This window comes from Deltaproteobacteria bacterium, assembly GCA_016210005.1.
GTDB lineage: Bacteria > Desulfobacterota > Binatia > HRBIN30 > JACQVA1 > JACQVA1.
The window spans coordinates 15,735-33,822 of the sequence record JACQVA010000202.1 but is presented as its reverse complement, the minus strand read 5'-3'; the positions used below and the strand labels follow the sequence as shown (position 1 = coordinate 33,822).

Sequence of the window (18,088 nt, the reverse complement as noted above, 5' to 3'; positions counted from 1 at the left end):
TCTCTGGATCGGGCTGCCACGCATGGACGACATCGCCGAGTTCTTCAAAGTCTTTGCCAAGCTTGCTGAAGGACCCTAACATCTCACGTCACCGTGTCCAGCGAACACTTCTCGGGCAGGATCAGACCTTGGGTGCCGCCGAGCGGATCATCGGCGACGACGATCTGGCGCTCGTCGTCGGTGTCGAGAAGTATCGCGACCTCCCGGCTTCCGATTTCTCCGCCGCGGATGCGCAGCTGGTGAAGGACTATCTGGTCGCGCTCGGCTTCCGACAACGGAACATCCAGCTGCTGCTGAACGACGGGGCAACGCAGTCGAGCATTCGCAAGCTGGTCGAGACGTGGCTGCCGAACCGGGTCAAGCCCGCCAGCCGTGTGCTGGTTTACTATTCCGGGCACGGCGCGCCGGATCCGCAAAGCGGCGAGGCGTACCTTGTGCCCTACGACGGCGATCCCAACTACCTCGCCGACACCGGTTACCCGTTGCCGCGGCTGTACGCCAAGCTCGGCGCGCTGCCCGTTCGCGACGTGGCGGTGGTGCTCGACGCCTGTTTCTCCGGCGCGGGCGGCCGCAGCGTGCTCGCCAAGGGTGCGCGGCCGCTGGTGATGATGAAGGAGACCGGCAGCCTACCGGCGAATCTCGCCGTACTGGCCGCCACGCAAGGTGGACAAATCAGCACCTCGTCGCGCGAAAAGGGCCATGGGCTTCTGACTTACTACTTCCTGCACGCGATCAACGACGGCAAGAGAGATCTCACCGAGATCTACGCCGCCATCACGCCGCAGGTTGAGGACGACGCGAGGGAGTTGAACGTCAGCCAGACCCCCAGCTTGCTGCCGGAGCCGTCGAAGCTGCGCGGGCGGTTCAGGTTCCGGAATTGAGGAGCGATGGATCTCTTTAGACGCCAAGCCCGCGAAGCAGGACCGGAGTCGGTGACAGCCCATATTCTGTCAACCGATCCTCGTGGGGCGGTCACTCGCATCACCAGCGTCTGCCTCTTGCACTTCGCCCCTTGGCGACTTGGCGCGAGACTGCTTCTTCTCCTGCTCTGTATCCCACTTCACGCCGTTGATGCAGCCGACACACCGGTCTGGGTGGACGCCAGCGGCGACGCGCGTCAGGGGGACGTGGAAACGCCCACCGAAGTAAAGCAGCGCGCCCGGCGGGCGGCCGAGACCAACGCGATCGAGAAGGCCACCGGTGTGTTCATCAAGAGCCACACGCTGGTGTCGAATAGCCAGCTCGCTGAAGACCTCGTCTTCGCCGCCGTGCGCGGCAAGATCGAGCAGGTAGCCGACGTCAAGGAAGACTGGGACGCTGCCGACCGCGAGCGCTACGTGGTGTCGCTGCGTGCCCTGATCCGCCCGGTGTATCCGGAGCGGGGGCAAGGCCTGTCTGCCCGCCTGTCGCTGTCGCGCGCCGAATTGAAGGAGGGCGAGACGGTCGAGGTCTTCTACCAGACCGGCGCCGACGCCTTCGTCTACCTCTTCTCCGTCGCTGCCGACGGTTCGGTCACGCTGCTGCTGCCCAATTCAACGGATCGAAACAACGCCGTGCGCGGCGGCCAGGCCTACCAGTTCCCGCCCGCGGGCAGCGACATCCGCTTGCAGGCGAAATTTCTCCCCGGCTTCAAAGGAACGGTCGCCGAAGAACGCGTGACCCTGATCGCGACGCGGCGTCAGGAAGATCTCATCCCGCTCGGATTCAAAGAAGGTATGTTCGCTGTGTTCGACGCGAAGAGCACGGGGATGATCTCCGACCTGACCAAGCGCCTCAACCAGCTCGAGCCGACCGACTGGACGCAGCAGACGGCGACGTACGTGCTCAGGAAGTAGGGCGCGGGCCCGCCTATGCACGCTACGGGTCGGCTCCAAACTGTAGCAGTCCGTGGGGTCTGTAGCCCGTAGGGCGGGCTGTGCCTGCCGATTGTAGGTTGAAGAAAGCGATGGCAGGTACAGCCTGCCCCAATCGGCTACCGCCTGAACCCGAAACTATTATAGGCGGCAGCGCCACCGGTGCCGGCTAGCGTTCCGGCCTTTCCTCCCACTCGCGGTGACGTTTGAGCCAACGCTGGTAATAGCCCAGGGTCCGGACGCTGACGGGCTCGCTTTCGACCATTACCCAGCCGCCTTCGTCGACCGCGTAGCCGACGCACAGGCGGCCCTCGTCGTCGCGGTCGAAAGCCAGCGTCGCCAGCTGGCCATCGCGCAAGCGGTAGGTCTTTTCCACCACCACCACCGATTCACCGGCGGCCAGGGCCTGCTCGACCCGCCAAGCGTGCAACTGGCGTTGGAGCTTGAGCGACAGCGGCGAGCCGCCGCCGGAGCGCTCGCGTTTCGCATTACCGCGACGCATCTTGCGCCTTACTCCCGCGCTGCTCCGGCCGGTACGCGCTCACCGGATCGCATCCAAACCGGTGAGGTCGCGGCCGACGATGAGGGTGTGCATGTCATATGTGCCCTCGTAGGTATTCACCGTCTCGAGGTTGAGCATGTGGCGGATCACCGGGTATTCATTGACGATGCCGCTGGCGCCGAGAATATCGCGGGCGAGGCGGGCGATTTCCAGGGCGTGGCCGACGTTATTACGCTTGGCGAGCGAGATCTGTTGTGGGCGGGCACGGCCGGCATCCTTGAGTTGGCCCAGCCGCCACGCCAGCAGCTGCCCCTTGGTAATCTCCGTCACCATGTGCACCAGCTTCTGTTGTACCAGTTGGAAGCCGGCCAGCGGCCGGTCGAATTGCGTGCGGTTCTGGGCGTACTCGAGCGCCACTTGATAGCAGGCCAGGGCCGCGCCGATGGCGCCCCAGACGATGCCGTAGCGGGCCTGGTTGAGACAGGAGAACGGCCCTTTGAGCCCAACCACCTCGGGCAGCAGGTTGGCGTGCGGCACCCGCACCTCGTCGAGGACCAGCTCGGAGGTGATCGAGGCGCGCAGCGAGAACTTGCCCTTGATGTCGTGCGCGCTGTAGCCCGGCATCCCCCGCTCTACCAGAAAGCCACGGATGCCGTCGGCGGCTTTCGCCCAGACGATGGCGACGTCGGCGATGCTACCGTTGGTGATCCAGCGCTTCACCCCCGAGAGGATGAAGTGGCTGCCGTCGGCGCGAGCGCGGGTTTCCATGGCGCCGGGGTCGGAGCCGTGATCGGGCTCGGTCAGCCCGAAGCAACCGATGGCTTTGCCCGCGGCCATCAGCGGCAGCCAGCGCTGCTTCTGCTCGGGTGAGCCGAAGGCGTGGATGGCGTGCATCGCCAGCGAGCCCTGCACCGACACCATCGAGCGCAGACCGCTGTCGCAACGTTCCAATTCTTGGCAAATCAAGCCGTAAGCGATGTTGCTCAGCCCGGCGCAGCCGTAACCCGTGAGGTTGGCACCGAAGAGGCCCAACTCGCCCATGCGCGCGATCAGGTGGCGGGGGAACTCCTCACGCGCGTGATGGCCCTCGATGATCGGCTGCGCCTCGCGCTCGACGAAGTCGCGCACCGTGCGGCGAATCATCTTCGCCTCCTCGCTCAACAACTCGTCGAGGTCGTAATAGTCCACGCCTGCAAACGGCGCCATTTGTCTGCTCCTTTCCTGCCCCGCCGACTCCGACTTCCGCCTCTACCGCCGTCACAGCCGCCAGGTCGTTCAGTGTGTGCTGCCGTGACCGGGCGCCGGCCCCGTGGGCTCAGTCCTCGTCTGCTGGTGGGCGGCCGGGCGAGAGCCGCTCGGCCCCAGGCAAGCGCCCCGCCAACCGCGCCGGGTCGTGGATCAAAATGGGGATGTGCTGCGGGCAAATCCACAAGTTCAGATCACGATAGGCCAGAGCGATCAGGGGCACCTCGTTAACGCCGCGGTCGCAGGCCAAGCATTTCTTCGCGTTCTCGGCAGTCATGGGTTGTCACCAGTTCCTTCCCCGCGCCCTAGGGCGCTGCTGTGGACATGACGCAGATGCGGGCGCCGGGCAATACGGGGGGCGGCGCAAACTGTCCCGCCACTAGCACCTTGCGCCGGCTCAGCCGGCTTTCGCCTCCAACTCCGCCAGCCGCGCTCTTAAAGCCCGCTCCTCCTGCCAGCGTTTGGTCACGTCGCGGATGATCGCGGCGGCGCCCTGGACGGCGGCGTTGCCGTCGCGAACGAGCAGAATGGTGAACTCGATCGAGATGCGCGTGCCGTCCTTGCGCGTGGCGGGCACGGCGAGCAAGTCCCGCCCGTACTTGGTCACGCCGGTCTCCATCACTTTGCGGTAGCCATCGGAGTGGCGCTGGCGCAGCTTCTCCGGGATGATCAACGGTAACCGCTGTCCGACGGCCTCGGTTGCCGTGTATCCGAACATGACCTCGGCACCGGAATTCCACAGGCGAATCACCTCGTCGCGATCGGCGAAGATGACCGCGTCTTGGGTCTCCAGCACGATCTTGGACGCCAGCCAATCGTTCCCGGGCATTAGCTCCTCCTTCTCGGCGCGTCAGCCGCCGACCATCGGCATTCCAAAACACACCCGCGCGCCGTCATGCAACGGCGCCGCGAGCGCAGCGTCGGGTTTGAGCATGACGTAGTCGATTGACACGTAGCAGTAACGCCCCCGGGGCGAGCCGCCGGCGGCGAGTATGGCGCGCAAGCTCTGCGCCGCCGGCCAGCGTCGAGCCAGCTCTTGCAATAAGCTGCCCACCGTTGCCGGGGCCGCCAGCGTCAGCTCGGCACCGGCGACGCCGAAGTCGAACTCGAACGGGCCCATGAACTCGATGGTCACTCGCAGCGTTGCCGGCATCGGCGAACATCCCGGTTCAGTGTACTGCCTCAGAATGATCCTTAGCGAATGCAAACGAGTAGGTCTACGCGCGCCGCGCGCGTGCACTCCGCTCACGAAGCCGAGCCGCGCAAGCTCGAAGCTTCGCCCAGCGCCGGGTCGTGCGCCCGGGGTGTGGCTATGGGCGCGGTGCCGGTGGGGAGGGCGGCGCCGGTGGCGTAGGGTTAGGCTTGTCCGCGGCGTTGGCGGCGGCCGGCGGCGGGACGCCGAATTGCTTAAGCCCCTCGGCCAGCTTGCGCAGGTGCTGGGAAGCGAGGTAGTGCACCGTTCCCGGCTCGGTGACGCTGCCGGCCTTCACCCCGGTGAGCAACGCGATGCCCTCATCGAGCGTGCGCACGGGATAAAGATGGAACTGCTGGTTGCGGATGGCCTCGATGACCTCCGCGCGCAGCACCAGACCGTCAAGGTTCTGCACCGGCATGACCACGCCCTGGCGGCCGCTGAGCCCGACGGCGCGGCAGGTGGCGAAGAAGCCTTCGATCTTTTCGTTGATACCGCCGATCGGTTGGATTTCACCCCATTGGTTCACGCTCCCGGTTACCGCCAGGTCTTGACGGATCGCTACGCCGCTGAGGCTCGAGATCAGGGCATACAGCTCGGTTGACGAAGCGCTGTCGCCGTCGATGCCGGAGTACGACTGCTCGAAAACGATACTGGCGGTGAGGCTGAGGGGAAAGTCCTGCGCATAGGTCCGCCGCAGATAGCCCGAGAGGATGAACACGCCCTTATCGTGGGTATGGCCGCTGAGCTGCGCCTCACGCTCGACGTTGATGATACCCTGCGAGCCCATCGAGACCGCGACGGTGACGCGTGAGGGGCGGCCGAACTCGTAGCCGCCGATGTTGGCCAGGGCCAGACCGTTGACCTGGCCGACGGTGCTGCCGTCGAGGTTGACCAGCAGCACGCCGTCGCGGATCAGCTCGCGGATCTTTTCCTCGATGCGGTTGAGGCGGAAGATGCGTTGCTCCAAGGCCTGCCGCACATGGGCATCGTCGACTTCGTCCTGGCCGGACTTGCGGCACCAGAAGGCCGCCTCGCGCATGATGTCGGCAATGCCACCCCACTGGCTCGGCAACTTGCGCCGATCGTCGACCGAGCGCGCCCCGAACTCCATCAGCCGGGCCACCGCCGCAGCGCGGAAAGCCGGCAGCTGCTCATCGCGGGCGATACGGGCCACCTGCGCGACGAAGCTCCGGCGCGCCCCCACGCCGTCGACTTCGTAGCCGAAATCCGCGCGCACCTTGAAAATCTCGCGGAATTCCTCGTCGTAGAAATATAACAGCTGGAAGATCTCGGTCGGGCCGGTGAGCACGACGCGAGTGGAGATCTTCATCGGCTCCGGCTTCAACGTCGTGGTCGCGAACATCGCAAACGGATCATAGGCCTCGATTTCCAGTTGCTCGCTCTTGAGCGTGCGCTTGAGCGCGCGCCACACCAGCGGCTCGGAGAGCGCGTCGATGACGTTGACCACAACACAGCCGCCATGCGCTCGCAGCAGCGAGCCGGCTTTGATGCGGGTGAAGTTGCTCACCAGCTTGCCCGACGGGTCGACCATGCGCTCAACCGCACCGAACAGGTTCTTGTACGCCGGCGACGACTCGACGATGATCGGCGCCCCGGCGGTGATGCTGTTGTCGACCAGCACGTTGACTTCGTAATCGAGCAAGCCGTCCGGCACACCCCCGGCCATGGCGGCGAACGGGAACGGCAACGCCTGCTGCGGTTGCGGTTCGTGGAAGGCATCGAGGTTGTCGAGCATGTGCTCGCGGACCTCGGCGAGATAGAGCTGCACCTCGGGGTTGTCGTAGCGCTGGGTCATCTCCTCGATCAGCGGGCTGATGACGTCGCCCGCCACCCGCCGCTCGACTTCTTTGACCTCGCGGCCGAGCCGGCGCCCGAGCGCCTGCTGGCGGCGCAGCATGGTCTTGACCTCACGCGACAGCTCGCGCTCACGCCGGCGGAGCTCGACCTGTGCCGCTTCGTCAAGCTTCTGGAACTCCTCTGGTTCCATCGGCTGGCCGTCCTTGGTTAACGGGATGAAGAAGACTCCGCCCTGAGGATGGAACTGGACCAGGAACCCCTTCTCGGTGGCGCGTTGCGCCAGCTCCTTGGCGATGGCCTCACCCTCGTGGCCGTAACGTTCGGAGAGCTGCTCCTTCTCCTCCTCGAAGGTCTCCTTGCGAAAAGTCTCCGGCAGCAGGCGTTTGAGATCTTCGACCAGCTCGAGCATATCGCGCCGCAGCTGTTTGCCCTGGCCGGCGGGCAGATAGAAGGCGCGCGGCCGATCACGGTTCTGGAAGTTCTGCACCAACACCCGGTCGCCCGGCCGCGGCAGGCTGCGGGTCAAGTTCGCCAATAATGCCGCCAGCGTCTGCTCGCGGTGGGTGCCGACGAGGCCGCAGACGTAGATGTTGAAGCCGGCGTGGTTGACGCCCAGGCCGAGTTCCAACGCCGCCAGCGCGCGCTCCTGGCCAGCCCAGTCCGGGGTGACGGCGATCTCGGCGGTGGTCTGGAAGGCCAGCTCAGCAGCCGGCACGCTGAAGGCCGCCTCGTCGGCCGACAGCTCGCGGGCGGCCGCGGCGCTTTGGAGCGTGGCTACGTCCGGCGCCTCGGCGGTCACTTTTTGTGTCTCCGGACGTGAATGGTAAGTGTGGCGCCTTCGAGTTTGGCCTCGACGTCCTCCGGCTTGGCCTCGGCTGGCAGCGCGATTATGCGCCGCAGCGCCACCTCCTGATGCGTGCGCATCCAGCCCGCCCACGGCTCACGGTGGCTGCGTTCGCGGCGGCGATGCCCGCTGACGGTCAGCCGCCGCCCGTGCACCTCGACCTTCAAGTCCTCGGCGCGTAGCCCTTCGACCGGCAATTCGATGATCCAGCCGTCTTCGACTTCGCGGATACCGGCCGGTACCACCTGGCGGCCGGCCGGACCCCAGCGCCGATGCACCAGCTCATCGAACAGGCGATCAATTTCGTCGAGTACCGACGGCAGCGACATGGTACTTATGGTTACCACCGGCCCGCGCGCACCGCAACGTGAGCGGGCCTGGCGAGTCCTGGCGAGCGTGGCGCGGTGGCGTTGTGAGGGTGCGCCAGGGTTGCGCGGTCTTGGCTTGCATGCCCACTGGGCTCCTGATACGCGGCGAGCGAGGGGCGCTGATGGCGAACGACAATCGGCCGAAGAAGCCGCGCGTGGATGAAGACGGCGTGCGCGTCGTGCGCACCGCCAACGTGCGCACCGGCGTGTGGCTGCTAGCGGCCGCGATCGGGTTGGTTGGGCTGGCCGTGTTCCTGTTCATCAGGCCGATCCTGAGCCAGCGCTCGCGCGAGCCGACCCAAGCGAGCGCCGTCGCCCGCGGTGCTACGGTATCCGGTCAACAGCCCGCGACCGCGCCCGGGACCAAGCCGTTGCACGCGCCGGCCGGGGCCCGGGTGCGAGTGCCGCATGTGCCCACCCGCGCACTCGTGCCACAACCGGCGGGCGAGGCGCGGCCCGCGGGGAGTGAGCCCGACCACGCTCAAGACAGCGCGCCGGCAGAGCCGGGCCAGGACGATGACACCGCGGCCGCCGAAGAGGAGGAAAAGGCCGGGATCGCGCTGTTTCCGCCGCCCGGCACCAAGCCGATCAAGCGTGGCATGGTGGTGCCGGAGGACTTCGCGATCCCGCCGGGTTACGTGCGCCACTATCAGGCCACCGACGACGGCAAACGGCTGCCGGCGATCTTGATGTTTCACCCGGATTACAAGCCGGTGGATGAGCACGGCGAGCCGCTGGCGATCCCCGACGACCGCGTCGTCCCGCCCGAGATGGCACCGCCGGGCCTGGCGGTCCAGATGCTCGAGGTGCCCGAGGTGAGGGTGCCAATGGTGGAAGAGCCCCCCGAAAACCCGGTCGAGCAGGAACCCGAACCGTGATTGCGCCAGTGTGGCGGGCGCGCTTGCGCATGCCCGCCGCCGTGATTGCGACGGCGCTGGCGCTCGGCCTCTTCGGCCGTATGGAGTGGCAGTGGGTGCCGTTGGGGTGGGTGGCGCTGGTGCCGTGGCTGGCGGCGCTCGATCGGGTCCGCTCATGGCGCGCCGCGCTGGCGGCCGGGCTGCTGATGACCGTGGCGTTCGTCTGGGTCATCTTGGGTTGGTTTGCCGGTGCGATCGAAAACTACACCGGCGCCCCAGCGGTGGTCGGGCTGTTGGTTCTCTTGCTGCTCTCGCCGCTGATGCAGCCGCAGTTCGTGCCCTTTGTCTTTGCCCGCCATCTGGCACAGCGCCGCCACTCCGGCCGGTGGCGGACGGCGCTTACCGGCGCCTGTGTCTACGTGGGCGTGGAGTGGGCCCTTCCCAAGCTGTTTGCCGACTCACTCGGCCACGGTCTTTACGGCTCGAAGCTGATGCGGCAGGCGGCTGACATTGCCGGCGTGCACGGGCTCAGTTTTCTCCTCATCATCGCCAACGAGTGCGTGTTGGCCGCAATTGCGGCGTTGGCGCCGGACAAGACCAAGTTCAGCGCGAGGTGGCGCCATGCCTGTGCGCCGGCATCGGCGGTGGCGGTGCTGGTGCTTGGCTTGCTGGCTTACGGGGCCGTGCGTTACGAGCAGCTGCGCGACCACGCGCCGCCCAGCCAGCGCATTACCGCCGGCATCGTCCAGGCCGACATCAGCCGTTACGGGCAGCTGGCCGCCGATCTCGGCACCTACGACGCGGTGCGGATGATCCTCGATGCCCACTTCGCGTTGTCGGCCACCGCCCTCGAAAGCCGCCCGCTCGATTTGCTGGTGTGGCCGGAGACGGTCTACCCGACAACATTCGGCAGCCCCAAGAGCGCAGACGGCGCCGACTTCGATCGCGAGATCGGTGCCTTCGTCGCCGCCGCCGGGATACCGCTGGTGTTCGGGAGCTATGACGGCGACGAGACCGGTGAGTTCAACGCGGCGGTATTCCTGGAGCCTGCGGCCGACGGCCGCCTCGATTTCGAGACCTATCGCAAGGTGCAGCTGTTCCCGCTGACGGAATACGTGCCGCGCTGGCTCGATTACGCGCCCGTGCGCGGCTGGCTGCCGTGGCTCGGCAGCTGGAAGGCCGGGCCCGGTCCGCGGGCCATCCCTCTGTCGCTGCGCGACCGCCGTTCGCTGCGCATCGCACCGCTCATTTGTTACGAAGACCTTGATCCCGGCCACGTCATCGCCGCCGTGCGCCAGGGGGCGGAGCTGATCGTGACCTTGTCGAACGATTCGTGGTTCGCCGTCGGCGAGGGGCCGCGCTTCCATCTCATGGTGTCGGCCTTCCGCAGCATTGAGACCCGCCGGCCGCAACTGCGGGCGACCAACACCGGTATTTCGGCGGTAATTACGCCGACCGGTGAGCTGCTCAGCACCCTCGGGGTGCATGAGCGCAGCCATCTCACGGCGACGGTGACGCCGGCCAGCGGTGCCACGACGTTAATGCTGGCCTGGGGCGATTGGTTCGGCTCCACCGCCCTCGTTTGCGGCCTCGCTCTGCTCGGCGCACCGGCGTGGAGACCCCGGGCGGCATTTTTTCGTTGACGTGAACTTTTCCCCTGTGCTAGTGCCGCGCAGAAGTTTCGGAAGTAGAAGCACTGAACTAAGCACTCCAACCGTTCGGCCGGCCGCTGCATGTCAGCACGAGGTCCGCCCATAACGTAAGCGAGAGAGCCTCTCGCACGACCACACGCCCGCGTGTGGCATCCCGCATGCGCTCGCGTGCGCGCCGGGCGGCGGCACGTGGGTGATGTGGGCTTCTGCGTGGCTGCCGTACTGTCGCTCGGTTTCTCGGGGTACGGCCCACCGTGACCGCTGACCGGCTGCCGCTGGGCAGCCACACTCCAAGGGGGGAGAAAGTATGGATCGCAAGCTCATTCGTCTGGTCGTGTTCGGCGCCGTGATCGCACTCGGCTCGCAGGCCATGGCCAGCACACTCACGCAAAACCTGTCGTGGACCATCGACCGTTCAGGCACTAGCACCAAGTATCGCGTGACGGCCTACGGCGACTCGATTTACGCCGGTTACTACGGGTCACTCTCGCGCGTCATCAAGCGGGCAGCGCCGACAGTCGATGGTGAGTACCTCGCCAAGCTGTGGAACGCCGACATCGAAGTGGTACGGCGAACCAAGTCGGGCGCCAAGGCCGACGACATTTACAACAACAAGATCGTGGCCGAGCGCTCGTACATGCAGTCGAGCAACACCCGCATCGTGACCTTCGAGATGTGCGGCAACGACGGCCTGCAAGCGCGCAGCAACTTCGCCGGCCAGACCGGCACCTGCAACTACGGCGTCCTGGATACGGCGCTGAACAACTGCACCACCTACCTCCAAGCGGCGATGCAGTACATCAACGCCAATGCGTACTCGGGCACCAGGCTAAAGGTGATCACCAACCTCTACTACCCGGGCTACGACGCCGACAACGCTCTGAGCGGCTGCAACGACCCGAGCACCGGCCAGAAGGTCAACAAGCAGAGCAAGTTTCTGCCCTACTTGGTCAAGATGAACTGGCGCGCGTGCAACTTCGCCAACACCTACGGCTTCGCCTGCGCCGACAGCTTCGCGCAGTACATGGGCGCGGACTACGACTCGAACGGCGATGGCCAGATCGACTCCGAGGCGCTGCGCTACGTCCAAGGCGAGTCCGAGGCCGCCTATGTGACCCGCCTCAGCAGCACCCTGCGCTCGACCATCCGCGACGCCAACGTGCACCTGGTCAGCGCCGGCACCAGCTACGACTACATCCAGTCCGACAACACCCATGCGACCTACACCGGCTCGACCATCTGGATCGGCCTGATCGGCGGCAGCGGCTCCGGCTCGGGCGCGCCGGACTACAGCGACAGCCAGATCGTCGGCGGCAAGAACCCCGTGTGGAACCGCTACGGCCACGAACGCATGGGGTGGGCGCTCTCGGTTTACAACCCGGCAACGCCGTAACCTCCGTAGTTGATTGGCGCAGCGGGATCCCCGTACCACTTGTGGGCACGGGGATCCCGCCCGCACGCCGAAGCTGCAGGCGAGAATTGGCCGCGCCACCTCCGCCAAGTGCGCCCCTCCGTCTCCTCGTGCCCACCACACGTAGTTGTCGCGAGCCCCAGTTGTTGGTCGCCCGACTTATGATTCAGACAATCAGGTACTAGGGGTTTTTACCTATATCCTTGACACTCTTGCGCGTGCCATGCGAGTGAGTGGGCGAAGTTGATCGAGCGCGCGCTCACAAATAGTGGGCACCGTTGCAGCGTTTGCGCAGCCGTTCTCCGGCGTTCCGGCGCCGCCGCCCGGCGCTGAGCAAGCGCTCGCGGGGCATAGCTGCTGCCGTGCTGCCGGCGCGGCCATCCGGAGGAGGAACCGTAATGACGACGTTGACTACGCCACTGGTCTCGATCACGACCGCATCGATTTACCAGAACAAGCCGTTACCCGCGCGGATGGCGAAGTGCACGCCCGACATGGCGGCGGCACTTGGCGCCATCATCGAGGATCTGCGGCAACTCGGGCACGAGCTGCGTCTGAGCGACCTGTTCCGCAGTTACGACATGCAAAAGCAGTCGCACCTCGATTACAAGGAGGGCCGCAAGAAGGCCTACAGCCCGCCGCCGGGCGGCAGCATGCACGAGGCCGGGCGGGCGATGGACATCGACCTTGCGTCCATCGGGGTGACGCTGTCGCGCTTCTGGGAGATCGCGGCCGCGCACGGCTTCATGCCGATCATCGATGCGCCGGTCTCGTCGCGCAGCGAGGCCTGGCATTTCGACTGCCGCGGCAGCCATGACGCGGTGTACACCTATGCCAAGAGCGGCAAGGCGGGCGCCGACACCTCCCCGTACCGCCAGATGGCCATGAGCGCCATTCTCGCCATCGGCGTCCCGCTTGATACCGTTCCCGATCAAGAGGCCGCCTTCGTACAAGCAGCGCTCATCCGTTTGGGATTCGATCCCGGGAGGATCGACGGCATCATCGGCGACCGCACGCGTGCGGCACTGGCCGAGGCGGGCGTGACCTCCACCGCTACCCCGGCGGCAGTCTCAGCGCTCTGCCAGCAGCTGCAGGCGAGGTTTCCACTGGAGTACCCGAGCGATCCCGCGGGCGCAGCTGCCCCGGCAGGAGCGCACGCATGAGGTGAGCGCCGACTAGAACTTTGCAGCGGCAGCAAGAGCGCGCGAAACTGCCCGAGATTCGTCGCAACACAGGAGAGAACGTGCACCAAGACCAACCAAGCCGCCGGGGCCTCGCGTCGTGCCGCTCGGCGCAGTGGCGCGCTCTGCTGATCGCCGTAAGCCTCGCGCTCGCCGAACATAGCGAAGGGGCGGGTGCCGGCGAGCGTCCAAGTACAGTTTGGGGCGATGTCCTGCTGGCGACGCCGCCAACGCATCTCTTGCCCCGGGCACTGGAGACCGAGAAGGCTCTCACTGCGGCCTTCGCCCCGGCGGCAAATGGCCGCGACCGGCACGACGCACGCGGCGCGCTGCTGAACGCCGATAGCGTTGTGCTGATCAGCGTCATTACGCTGGCAAACGACCGCGCCGAGAGCTTTCAGGTACCCCTGACCACCGGCCACACGGTGCGGATTCACGTCGCTCAGATCATCCTCGGGGGTACGGTGATCGCATTTTCTCCATTGAGCCGGAGCGTGCTCACCAGCGTGCCCCTGCTCGGTGCACGAGTGCTGCGCTTGCGCGAGCGGCCCGCTTTCGAACGGCTGCACGATGAAGCCATGAAGGCGGGTATGGAGTTCGCGCGTCTGGCGCAAGCACGCGGCCAAGCGATCGGCGCCCGCGCCCGCAGTGCTAGCGTGCGGCGCCGCACCTTTGGGGCGCTGCAGCTAGAAGCCGGCCGGAAGGACGGCGTCATGCCGGGCATGATGGTGTCCGTCGTCAATGCCGCCGCCGACACCGGCATCGAATGCACGGTGCAGGCCGTCGGTGCCGACACCGCTGAGCTCAACTGCCCCACCTCGCCGGGCGACGATACGGTGGGGGTCTTCCTTCGCTCCGTCGGCGTCGGCACTGAGCGTTACCAGGTCAGCACTGCCTCGATTACCAGTGCCAAGGCCCGCGCCGTTCTCGGCGACGCTGTTGCAGCCGACGAGGCGATGGCCGCCTTTGCCGCTGCCGATGCGCTTGCCGCCACCGGCCTCACCGTGCTGCCGCCCGGCGGCGAGGAGGGCGAACGCCTCACGCAACAGGGGATTCGGCAGTTCGCCGCGGCGCACGGCATCGCCGATGCGGAGTTGCAACGCTTCTCGCTCAATTTTCCGCCGGCCGAGGTGCAAGTGGCCGTGGTCGTTGACGGCTACAACACTCAGATCGTCGGCGGCAGCCCGATCAAGCGAATACGCGCCCACAAGGCGTGGGCGACTATCACAGATAGCCGCGGCCGCCGTGCGGAAGGCGTCGGGGTTGAGCGAATCGAAGAGATCGAAGGATGGCAGGACAACGCCCCGCAAGCGGCCGACGCGCGGCAAGCGATCCGCAAGGCGGTGGCTTGTGCCACCAGCCGGCTGCTCGGCGGCGAAGCCGAGGAGTGTAGATGACGCGCCCCGGTTCGTGGCGTCTGGCGGCATGCGCGGCGGGTGCCGCAGGCCTACTGGCGCAAATGGGCTGCGCCGCGCGGCCGGCACCCGCGCCGGTCGCGGCTCCGCCGCCGCTGGCCGCTGGCTTTGGCGAACATGTGGTCGAGGGCATCGGCAGCGTGCCCTGCTCGGCGCTGGACGATGCCTCGCGGGAGCAGGCAGTCGGGGCCGGGTTACGGGACGTGCTGATGCGCGCCAAGGGGATGTTCGGCGATCCCGGGGCCAACGTTTCGGTGAGTGATGTCGTCGGCGCCCGCCGGATCGACCGCTACTGGTTCGGCCAGGGGCAGTGCTTCGCCAGCGTGCAGGCGGTGGTGCGCACAGCCGAGTTGACCAAGCGGGCGAGAGAGGAATCGCGCAGGCAGACCGCCGGCCGGCCGGCGGTGACGTTCGCCGTGGTCAGCTATCGCATTCTGCCACGCAGCGGCGTCACCACCCGCCGCGGCGCGGCCGAGGTAATCGATTTGCTGCAGCAGGAACTGATCGATCGGGGTTTCGACGTGCGCCGCTCCCTCAAGGCGCGCCGCCGCGGCTTGGAGCAGGGTGGCGCGGAGGTCGCCGATATCTCCTCCGCCGAGCGCGACGACATCGCGGCCGTGGCGCTGCGCGACGGCGTCAGGTTCCTCGTGCAAGGTGAAATCAAGGTCTCGGACGAAGGACAGCAGGCCGACGGGACTTATCTCGCCGTGGTCGACGGCACCGTGGAAGCCGTCGAGCTGACGACAGAACGTGTGGTGGGCTCGTTCGGTGACGTCAGCACCGCCAAACACATTTCGGCGTCGGGCGCGTACACCACGGCGATCTCGGGCTTCGCCCGTTCGGCCGCCGGCAAGATCGGTCCACAGATGCTCGATACCCGGGCGCAGAGCAGCACGCGCGCGCCGTGATCGTCCTGGTCGCGTCAACCGAGGGCGGCCGGGTAACGCCCGCCGCCCTCCACAGCCAAAGGAGGAGAACATGAAGCGTCGAGTCATCATGGTCATGAGTCTGGTCGCAGTGGTCACCGTCCCCGGCGTGGTTGCGAGGGCGCAGTGGGGAGATCTTCTGAAGGGGGCTTTGCAAGCAGCAGCATCGAAGCCCGCCGGATCGGGTTCTGCCGCCGCGACGGCACCGCCGGTGGCTGCCTACTTCCTAAAGGCGACGCTGCTGTTTCTTGAGGGCAGTCAGAAGCTCCTCGAAGCCACCGGTCATGCTACGGACGCGGCGAAGATCAGCGAGTCGATGAAGAAGCTGCAACAGCCAGGCGGCTTGAACCAGGAGAACCTGGGGATCGTCGACGAGGCGAGCGATATGACCAGCGCGGTCCTCGCCGACAAGCCCAATCTCGACAAGGCCGATCGCACCAAGCTGGTTGAAGCCGCCGTGCGCGTCGGGGTGGCGGCCTACGTTGAAAAGCTGGCGGTCGATGCCGCGAGCAACGCCGGCCTGGGGAATCTGGCGAACCTGGGTGATACGCTCTTGTTGGCGACGGTTGCCCCCGGCAATCTGAAGTCAATTGTCTCCGTCAACTTGGCGCTGGGCAGCTATCTCGCCGCCAAAGGCGTAGACGTGTCTAGCCTCGTAAGGAAGTCGAGCGAGCAGGTAACTGCCGAGATGGAGAAGGGCTGATCCACTATCGGGGCTAACGATCGTTCGGCGACCATGAGCAGCATCAGAATTCTCACCGCGCTCCTGATTTGCGCGCTCGCATTGCCAGGGGCCGCCGCTCGCGTGCGGGCAGATGAAGCGCTCGAACGCGAGCGGCGCATCATCGAACAGCAGCGGCGCGTCTTGGGCGAGCAACGGCGAGCTAGGGAACTCGAAGAGGCCGAGACCCGGAGGCAAGCGGCGCAAGCCGAACGGAGCAAACAAGAACGCGATGCCCCGGTAGCCCTTGAGGCCGCGGCCAATCGCCTCGCCAATGACCTCACCCCGAGCGGCGTCAGCTGTGGCAAGCTCGCCCTGATGCCGCTGCTCCACCGGGGACAGCGGACCCGCTTCGGCGATGCCATCGCGGAAAGATTGCGGCGCGCGCTGCGCGGTCGTGGCGTCACGCTGGTCGAGCGTGATCAGCTGAATCGCATTGTTGCCGAGCAAAAACTCGGCGTCTCGGGTCTTGTCGATGAGCGGACCACTGCCCAAATCGGAAGACTTGCGGGGGCGGACTCGTTGCTGTTCGGTACGGTAGAGGAAACCGGTGGGAGCATAGTGGTTGAGGCCCGAGTCGTCAGCATCGGAGAAGGTGTGGTGCTCGCCGCGGAACAAGCTGGCGTGCCGAGCAACGACATAACACGGGCGCTGCTCGCGGACGTCGTTACCACGGAGCCGCCACGGCTGCCCGAGGCGGAGGAGAAATCCAACCACTGATCACGGCCGAAGACTTACAACCCGAACTTCTCCTTCAGCACCTGAGCGTCGGCCTTGTCTCGCAGCCGGACGGTGTCACGCTTCTTGCGGTACAGCGTGGTCGGTTCCATTCCTTCCGCTGCGTAGCATAGCCGAGCGCAGCGTTGCACGGGTTGGGCGGCCGAGCCCGGTCGCTTCCAAGCGCGCACCAAGGCTTCCGCGCAGACCGCGAAATGCCACTGGGGAAGCGAGCAGCGATGTCAGCCAAGCGGTCTAAGCTTGCGTGATGAGTCGCCGCCAGCACGGCTTGACGCCTGCGGGTGCGATCAAGTACAAGCGAGCCGCGATCGGGTCCCCGAGTTGTTTCGGGGGAAAAGGGAAGGGGGTGGAAAGCCCCCGCTGCCCCGCAACTGTAAGGGGGGACAACTGCCGCACTCGCCACTGTCCGGATCAGGGACGGGAAGGCGCGGCACGAGGACGATCCCCAAGCCAGGAGACCTGCCCGATCGGACGAGCCGATGTCGCCCGCGTTTGACGCGCGGGGGATGCTCCCGTGGGGGAAGGCGGCTGGGACCGATCACGCGATCCCGTTGAAGCCTCGATTCCCGTGCCGGGAGCCGGGGCTTTTTTGTGCGGCGAAGGGACGCGATCACTCACTCCGCTCATTATGGACAGCGGGCACGCTGGCCGAAGGCGGCGGCCTTCGTGCTGGCGCTGGCCGTGCACAGCGTTGCCCTCGGGCTGGCGGTCGTAACCGCGATTCCCGCCCTCTCGCTACGGCCGTTGATCCCGGTGGTCTTATGGCCGGGCGGCGGGAATCACAGCGAGACCACCGGGGCGCCACCGGCCGCTGCCGGCCGGAGCGAGCTCGCGGCCGCAGCCGTTGTCGCAGGAACACAACGACAAGCGCCGCGGCCGGCAGCCCAGCGCAATCCCCGCGCGCGGGCGGCCGCACCCCCGCCGACCAACGCGGCGCGCCCGCGCCGGCCGGTGCCGGATACCAGTGCAGTCACAGCCGGTGATGGCGACCATGCGGCGCGGCCCGCTGCCGGCCAGCTCGGGCCGGGGACGGGAACGGCGGCCGGCGCGGCGGCCGAGAACGGTGCCGATCAACGCGGGGCCTGCGTCTATTGCCCCGAGCCGAGCTATCCGTTGATTGCGCGCACTCGCGGTTGGCAGGGCAGCGTGCACATCGGCTTGTCGGTGCTGCCCGATGGCCGAGTAAGCGACGTCAGTCTGCGGGAATCCTCGGGCTACGACGTGCTCGACCGGGCGGCGGTCGCCGTGGCCCGCCGCAGCCGCTTCCGGCCGCCGGCGGCCAGCGGCTGGGCCAGCCCGCTGCGCGGCCGCATCGAGTATCGTTTTCAACTGTCGGACAACCGTTGAGGTGGAAGGGAGCAG

At 66.6% G+C, this 18,088-nt stretch carries 18 protein-coding genes and 1 riboswitch; of the genes, 11 read left to right on the top strand and 7 right to left on the bottom strand.

Annotated elements, in window-relative coordinates; genetic code table 11:
- The first annotated feature begins 128 nt into the window (after positions 1 to 128).
- A complete protein-coding gene (locus HY699_19820; GenBank protein ID MBI4518058.1) occupies positions 129 to 881 on the top strand; it encodes a caspase family protein in 753 nt (250 codons plus the stop codon).
- 6 nt (positions 882 to 887) lie between these two features.
- Positions 888 to 1,835, top strand: coding sequence for a DUF4384 domain-containing protein (locus HY699_19815; GenBank protein MBI4518057.1), 948 nt, complete (start codon positions 888 to 890; stop codon positions 1,833 to 1,835).
- Between the two features lie 187 nt (positions 1,836 to 2,022).
- Here the strand turns inward: HY699_19815 and HY699_19810 are convergent, their stop codons facing one another.
- The 7 genes from HY699_19810 to HY699_19780 all read right to left on the bottom strand — a co-directional run bounded on the left by HY699_19810 (position 2,023) and on the right by HY699_19780 (position 7,786).
- Positions 2,023 to 2,355 (bottom strand): hypothetical protein, encoded by a 333-nt coding sequence (locus HY699_19810; GenBank protein MBI4518056.1) that lies wholly within the window; start codon positions 2,353 to 2,355, stop codon positions 2,023 to 2,025.
- Positions 2,356 to 2,394: 39 nt separating this feature from the next.
- A complete protein-coding gene (locus HY699_19805) occupies positions 2,395 to 3,561 on the bottom strand; it encodes an acyl-CoA dehydrogenase family protein (GenBank protein ID MBI4518055.1) in 1,167 nt (388 codons plus the stop codon).
- A 109-nt stretch (positions 3,562 to 3,670) separates the two neighbouring features.
- Positions 3,671 to 3,877 carry a hypothetical protein gene (locus HY699_19800; protein ID MBI4518054.1) on the bottom strand — a complete coding sequence of 69 codons (207 nt, stop codon included), beginning with the start codon at positions 3,875 to 3,877 and terminating at the stop codon, positions 3,671 to 3,673.
- Positions 3,878 to 3,997: 120 nt separating this feature from the next.
- Positions 3,998 to 4,429: a PAS domain S-box protein gene (locus HY699_19795; GenBank protein ID MBI4518053.1), complete on the bottom strand. Its 432-nt coding sequence runs from the start codon at positions 4,427 to 4,429 to the stop codon at positions 3,998 to 4,000.
- A 21-nt stretch (positions 4,430 to 4,450) separates the two neighbouring features.
- Entirely contained in the window at positions 4,451 to 4,753 is a 303-nt protein-coding gene (locus tag HY699_19790) for a MoaD/ThiS family protein (GenBank protein ID MBI4518052.1), read from the bottom strand.
- 157 nt (positions 4,754 to 4,910) lie between these two features.
- On the bottom strand, positions 4,911 to 7,412 hold the full coding sequence (locus HY699_19785; protein ID MBI4518051.1) for an AAA family ATPase: 2,502 nt from the start codon (positions 7,410 to 7,412) through the stop codon (positions 4,911 to 4,913).
- Positions 7,409 to 7,786 carry an Hsp20/alpha crystallin family protein gene (locus HY699_19780; GenBank protein MBI4518050.1) on the bottom strand — a complete coding sequence of 126 codons (378 nt, stop codon included), beginning with the start codon at positions 7,784 to 7,786 and terminating at the stop codon, positions 7,409 to 7,411. Before HY699_19780 ends, HY699_19785 begins: the two co-directional genes overlap by 4 nt.
- 161 nt (positions 7,787 to 7,947) lie before the next feature.
- Here HY699_19780 and HY699_19775 point away from each other — a divergent pair, with 161 nt between their 5' ends.
- From HY699_19775 to HY699_19735, 9 genes are all read left to right on the top strand, one after another.
- A complete protein-coding gene (locus HY699_19775) occupies positions 7,948 to 8,703 on the top strand; it encodes a hypothetical protein (GenBank protein ID MBI4518049.1) in 756 nt (251 codons plus the stop codon).
- 29 nt (positions 8,704 to 8,732) lie between these two features.
- The gene (gene lnt, locus HY699_19770) at positions 8,733 to 10,325 is read left to right on the top strand and encodes an apolipoprotein N-acyltransferase (GenBank protein ID MBI4518048.1); all 1,593 of its coding nucleotides are present in this window, start codon (positions 8,733 to 8,735) and stop codon (positions 10,323 to 10,325) included.
- Positions 10,326 to 10,641: 316 nt separating this feature from the next.
- A complete protein-coding gene (locus HY699_19765; protein ID MBI4518047.1) occupies positions 10,642 to 11,727 on the top strand; it encodes an SGNH/GDSL hydrolase family protein in 1,086 nt (361 codons plus the stop codon).
- A gap of 416 nt (positions 11,728 to 12,143) precedes the next feature.
- Complete coding sequence (locus tag HY699_19760; protein MBI4518046.1) at positions 12,144 to 12,908, top strand: D-alanyl-D-alanine carboxypeptidase family protein; 765 nt, start codon at positions 12,144 to 12,146, stop codon at positions 12,906 to 12,908.
- Positions 12,909 to 12,988: 80 nt separating this feature from the next.
- Positions 12,989 to 14,323, top strand: coding sequence for a hypothetical protein (locus HY699_19755; protein MBI4518045.1), 1,335 nt, complete (start codon positions 12,989 to 12,991; stop codon positions 14,321 to 14,323).
- The gene (locus HY699_19750; GenBank protein ID MBI4518044.1) at positions 14,320 to 15,249 is read left to right on the top strand and encodes a hypothetical protein; all 930 of its coding nucleotides are present in this window, start codon (positions 14,320 to 14,322) and stop codon (positions 15,247 to 15,249) included. Before HY699_19755 ends, HY699_19750 begins: the two co-directional genes overlap by 4 nt.
- Before the next feature lie 70 nt (positions 15,250 to 15,319).
- Complete coding sequence (locus tag HY699_19745) at positions 15,320 to 15,970, top strand: hypothetical protein (protein ID MBI4518043.1); 651 nt, start codon at positions 15,320 to 15,322, stop codon at positions 15,968 to 15,970.
- 33 nt (positions 15,971 to 16,003) lie between these two features.
- Positions 16,004 to 16,708 (top strand): hypothetical protein, encoded by a 705-nt coding sequence (locus HY699_19740; GenBank protein ID MBI4518042.1) that lies wholly within the window; start codon positions 16,004 to 16,006, stop codon positions 16,706 to 16,708.
- A 311-nt stretch (positions 16,709 to 17,019) separates the two neighbouring features.
- Positions 17,020 to 17,208: riboswitch (cobalamin riboswitch) on the top strand.
- Positions 17,209 to 17,317: 109 nt separating this feature from the next.
- On the top strand, positions 17,318 to 18,073 hold the full coding sequence (locus HY699_19735; GenBank protein ID MBI4518041.1) for an energy transducer TonB: 756 nt from the start codon (positions 17,318 to 17,320) through the stop codon (positions 18,071 to 18,073).
- Positions 18,074 to 18,088 lie beyond the last annotated feature (15 nt).

Excerpts from the sequence above, each read along its gene's own strand:
- HY699_19815 (MBI4518057.1), top strand. The coding sequence starts at position 888 with ATGGATCTCTTTAGACGCCAAGCCCGCGAAGCAGGACCGGAGTCGGTG.
- HY699_19810 (MBI4518056.1), bottom strand. The coding sequence starts at position 2,355 with ATGCGTCGCGGTAATGCGAAACGCGAGCGCTCCGGCGGCGGCTCGCCG.
- HY699_19805 (MBI4518055.1), bottom strand. The coding sequence starts at position 3,561 with ATGGCGCCGTTTGCAGGCGTGGACTATTACGACCTCGACGAGTTGTTG.
- HY699_19800 (MBI4518054.1), bottom strand. The coding sequence starts at position 3,877 with ATGACTGCCGAGAACGCGAAGAAATGCTTGGCCTGCGACCGCGGCGTT.
- HY699_19795 (MBI4518053.1), bottom strand. The coding sequence starts at position 4,429 with ATGCCCGGGAACGATTGGCTGGCGTCCAAGATCGTGCTGGAGACCCAA.
- HY699_19790 (MBI4518052.1), bottom strand. The coding sequence starts at position 4,753 with ATGCCGGCAACGCTGCGAGTGACCATCGAGTTCATGGGCCCGTTCGAG.
- HY699_19780 (MBI4518050.1), bottom strand. The coding sequence starts at position 7,786 with ATGTCGCTGCCGTCGGTACTCGACGAAATTGATCGCCTGTTCGATGAG.
- HY699_19775 (MBI4518049.1), top strand. The coding sequence starts at position 7,948 with ATGGCGAACGACAATCGGCCGAAGAAGCCGCGCGTGGATGAAGACGGC.
- lnt (MBI4518048.1), top strand. The coding sequence starts at position 8,733 with ATGCCCGCCGCCGTGATTGCGACGGCGCTGGCGCTCGGCCTCTTCGGC.
- HY699_19765 (MBI4518047.1), top strand. The coding sequence starts at position 10,642 with ATGGATCGCAAGCTCATTCGTCTGGTCGTGTTCGGCGCCGTGATCGCA.
- HY699_19760 (MBI4518046.1), top strand. The coding sequence starts at position 12,144 with ATGACGACGTTGACTACGCCACTGGTCTCGATCACGACCGCATCGATT.
- HY699_19750 (MBI4518044.1), top strand. The coding sequence starts at position 14,320 with ATGACGCGCCCCGGTTCGTGGCGTCTGGCGGCATGCGCGGCGGGTGCC.
- HY699_19745 (MBI4518043.1), top strand. The coding sequence starts at position 15,320 with ATGAAGCGTCGAGTCATCATGGTCATGAGTCTGGTCGCAGTGGTCACC.
- HY699_19740 (MBI4518042.1), top strand. The coding sequence starts at position 16,004 with ATGAGCAGCATCAGAATTCTCACCGCGCTCCTGATTTGCGCGCTCGCA.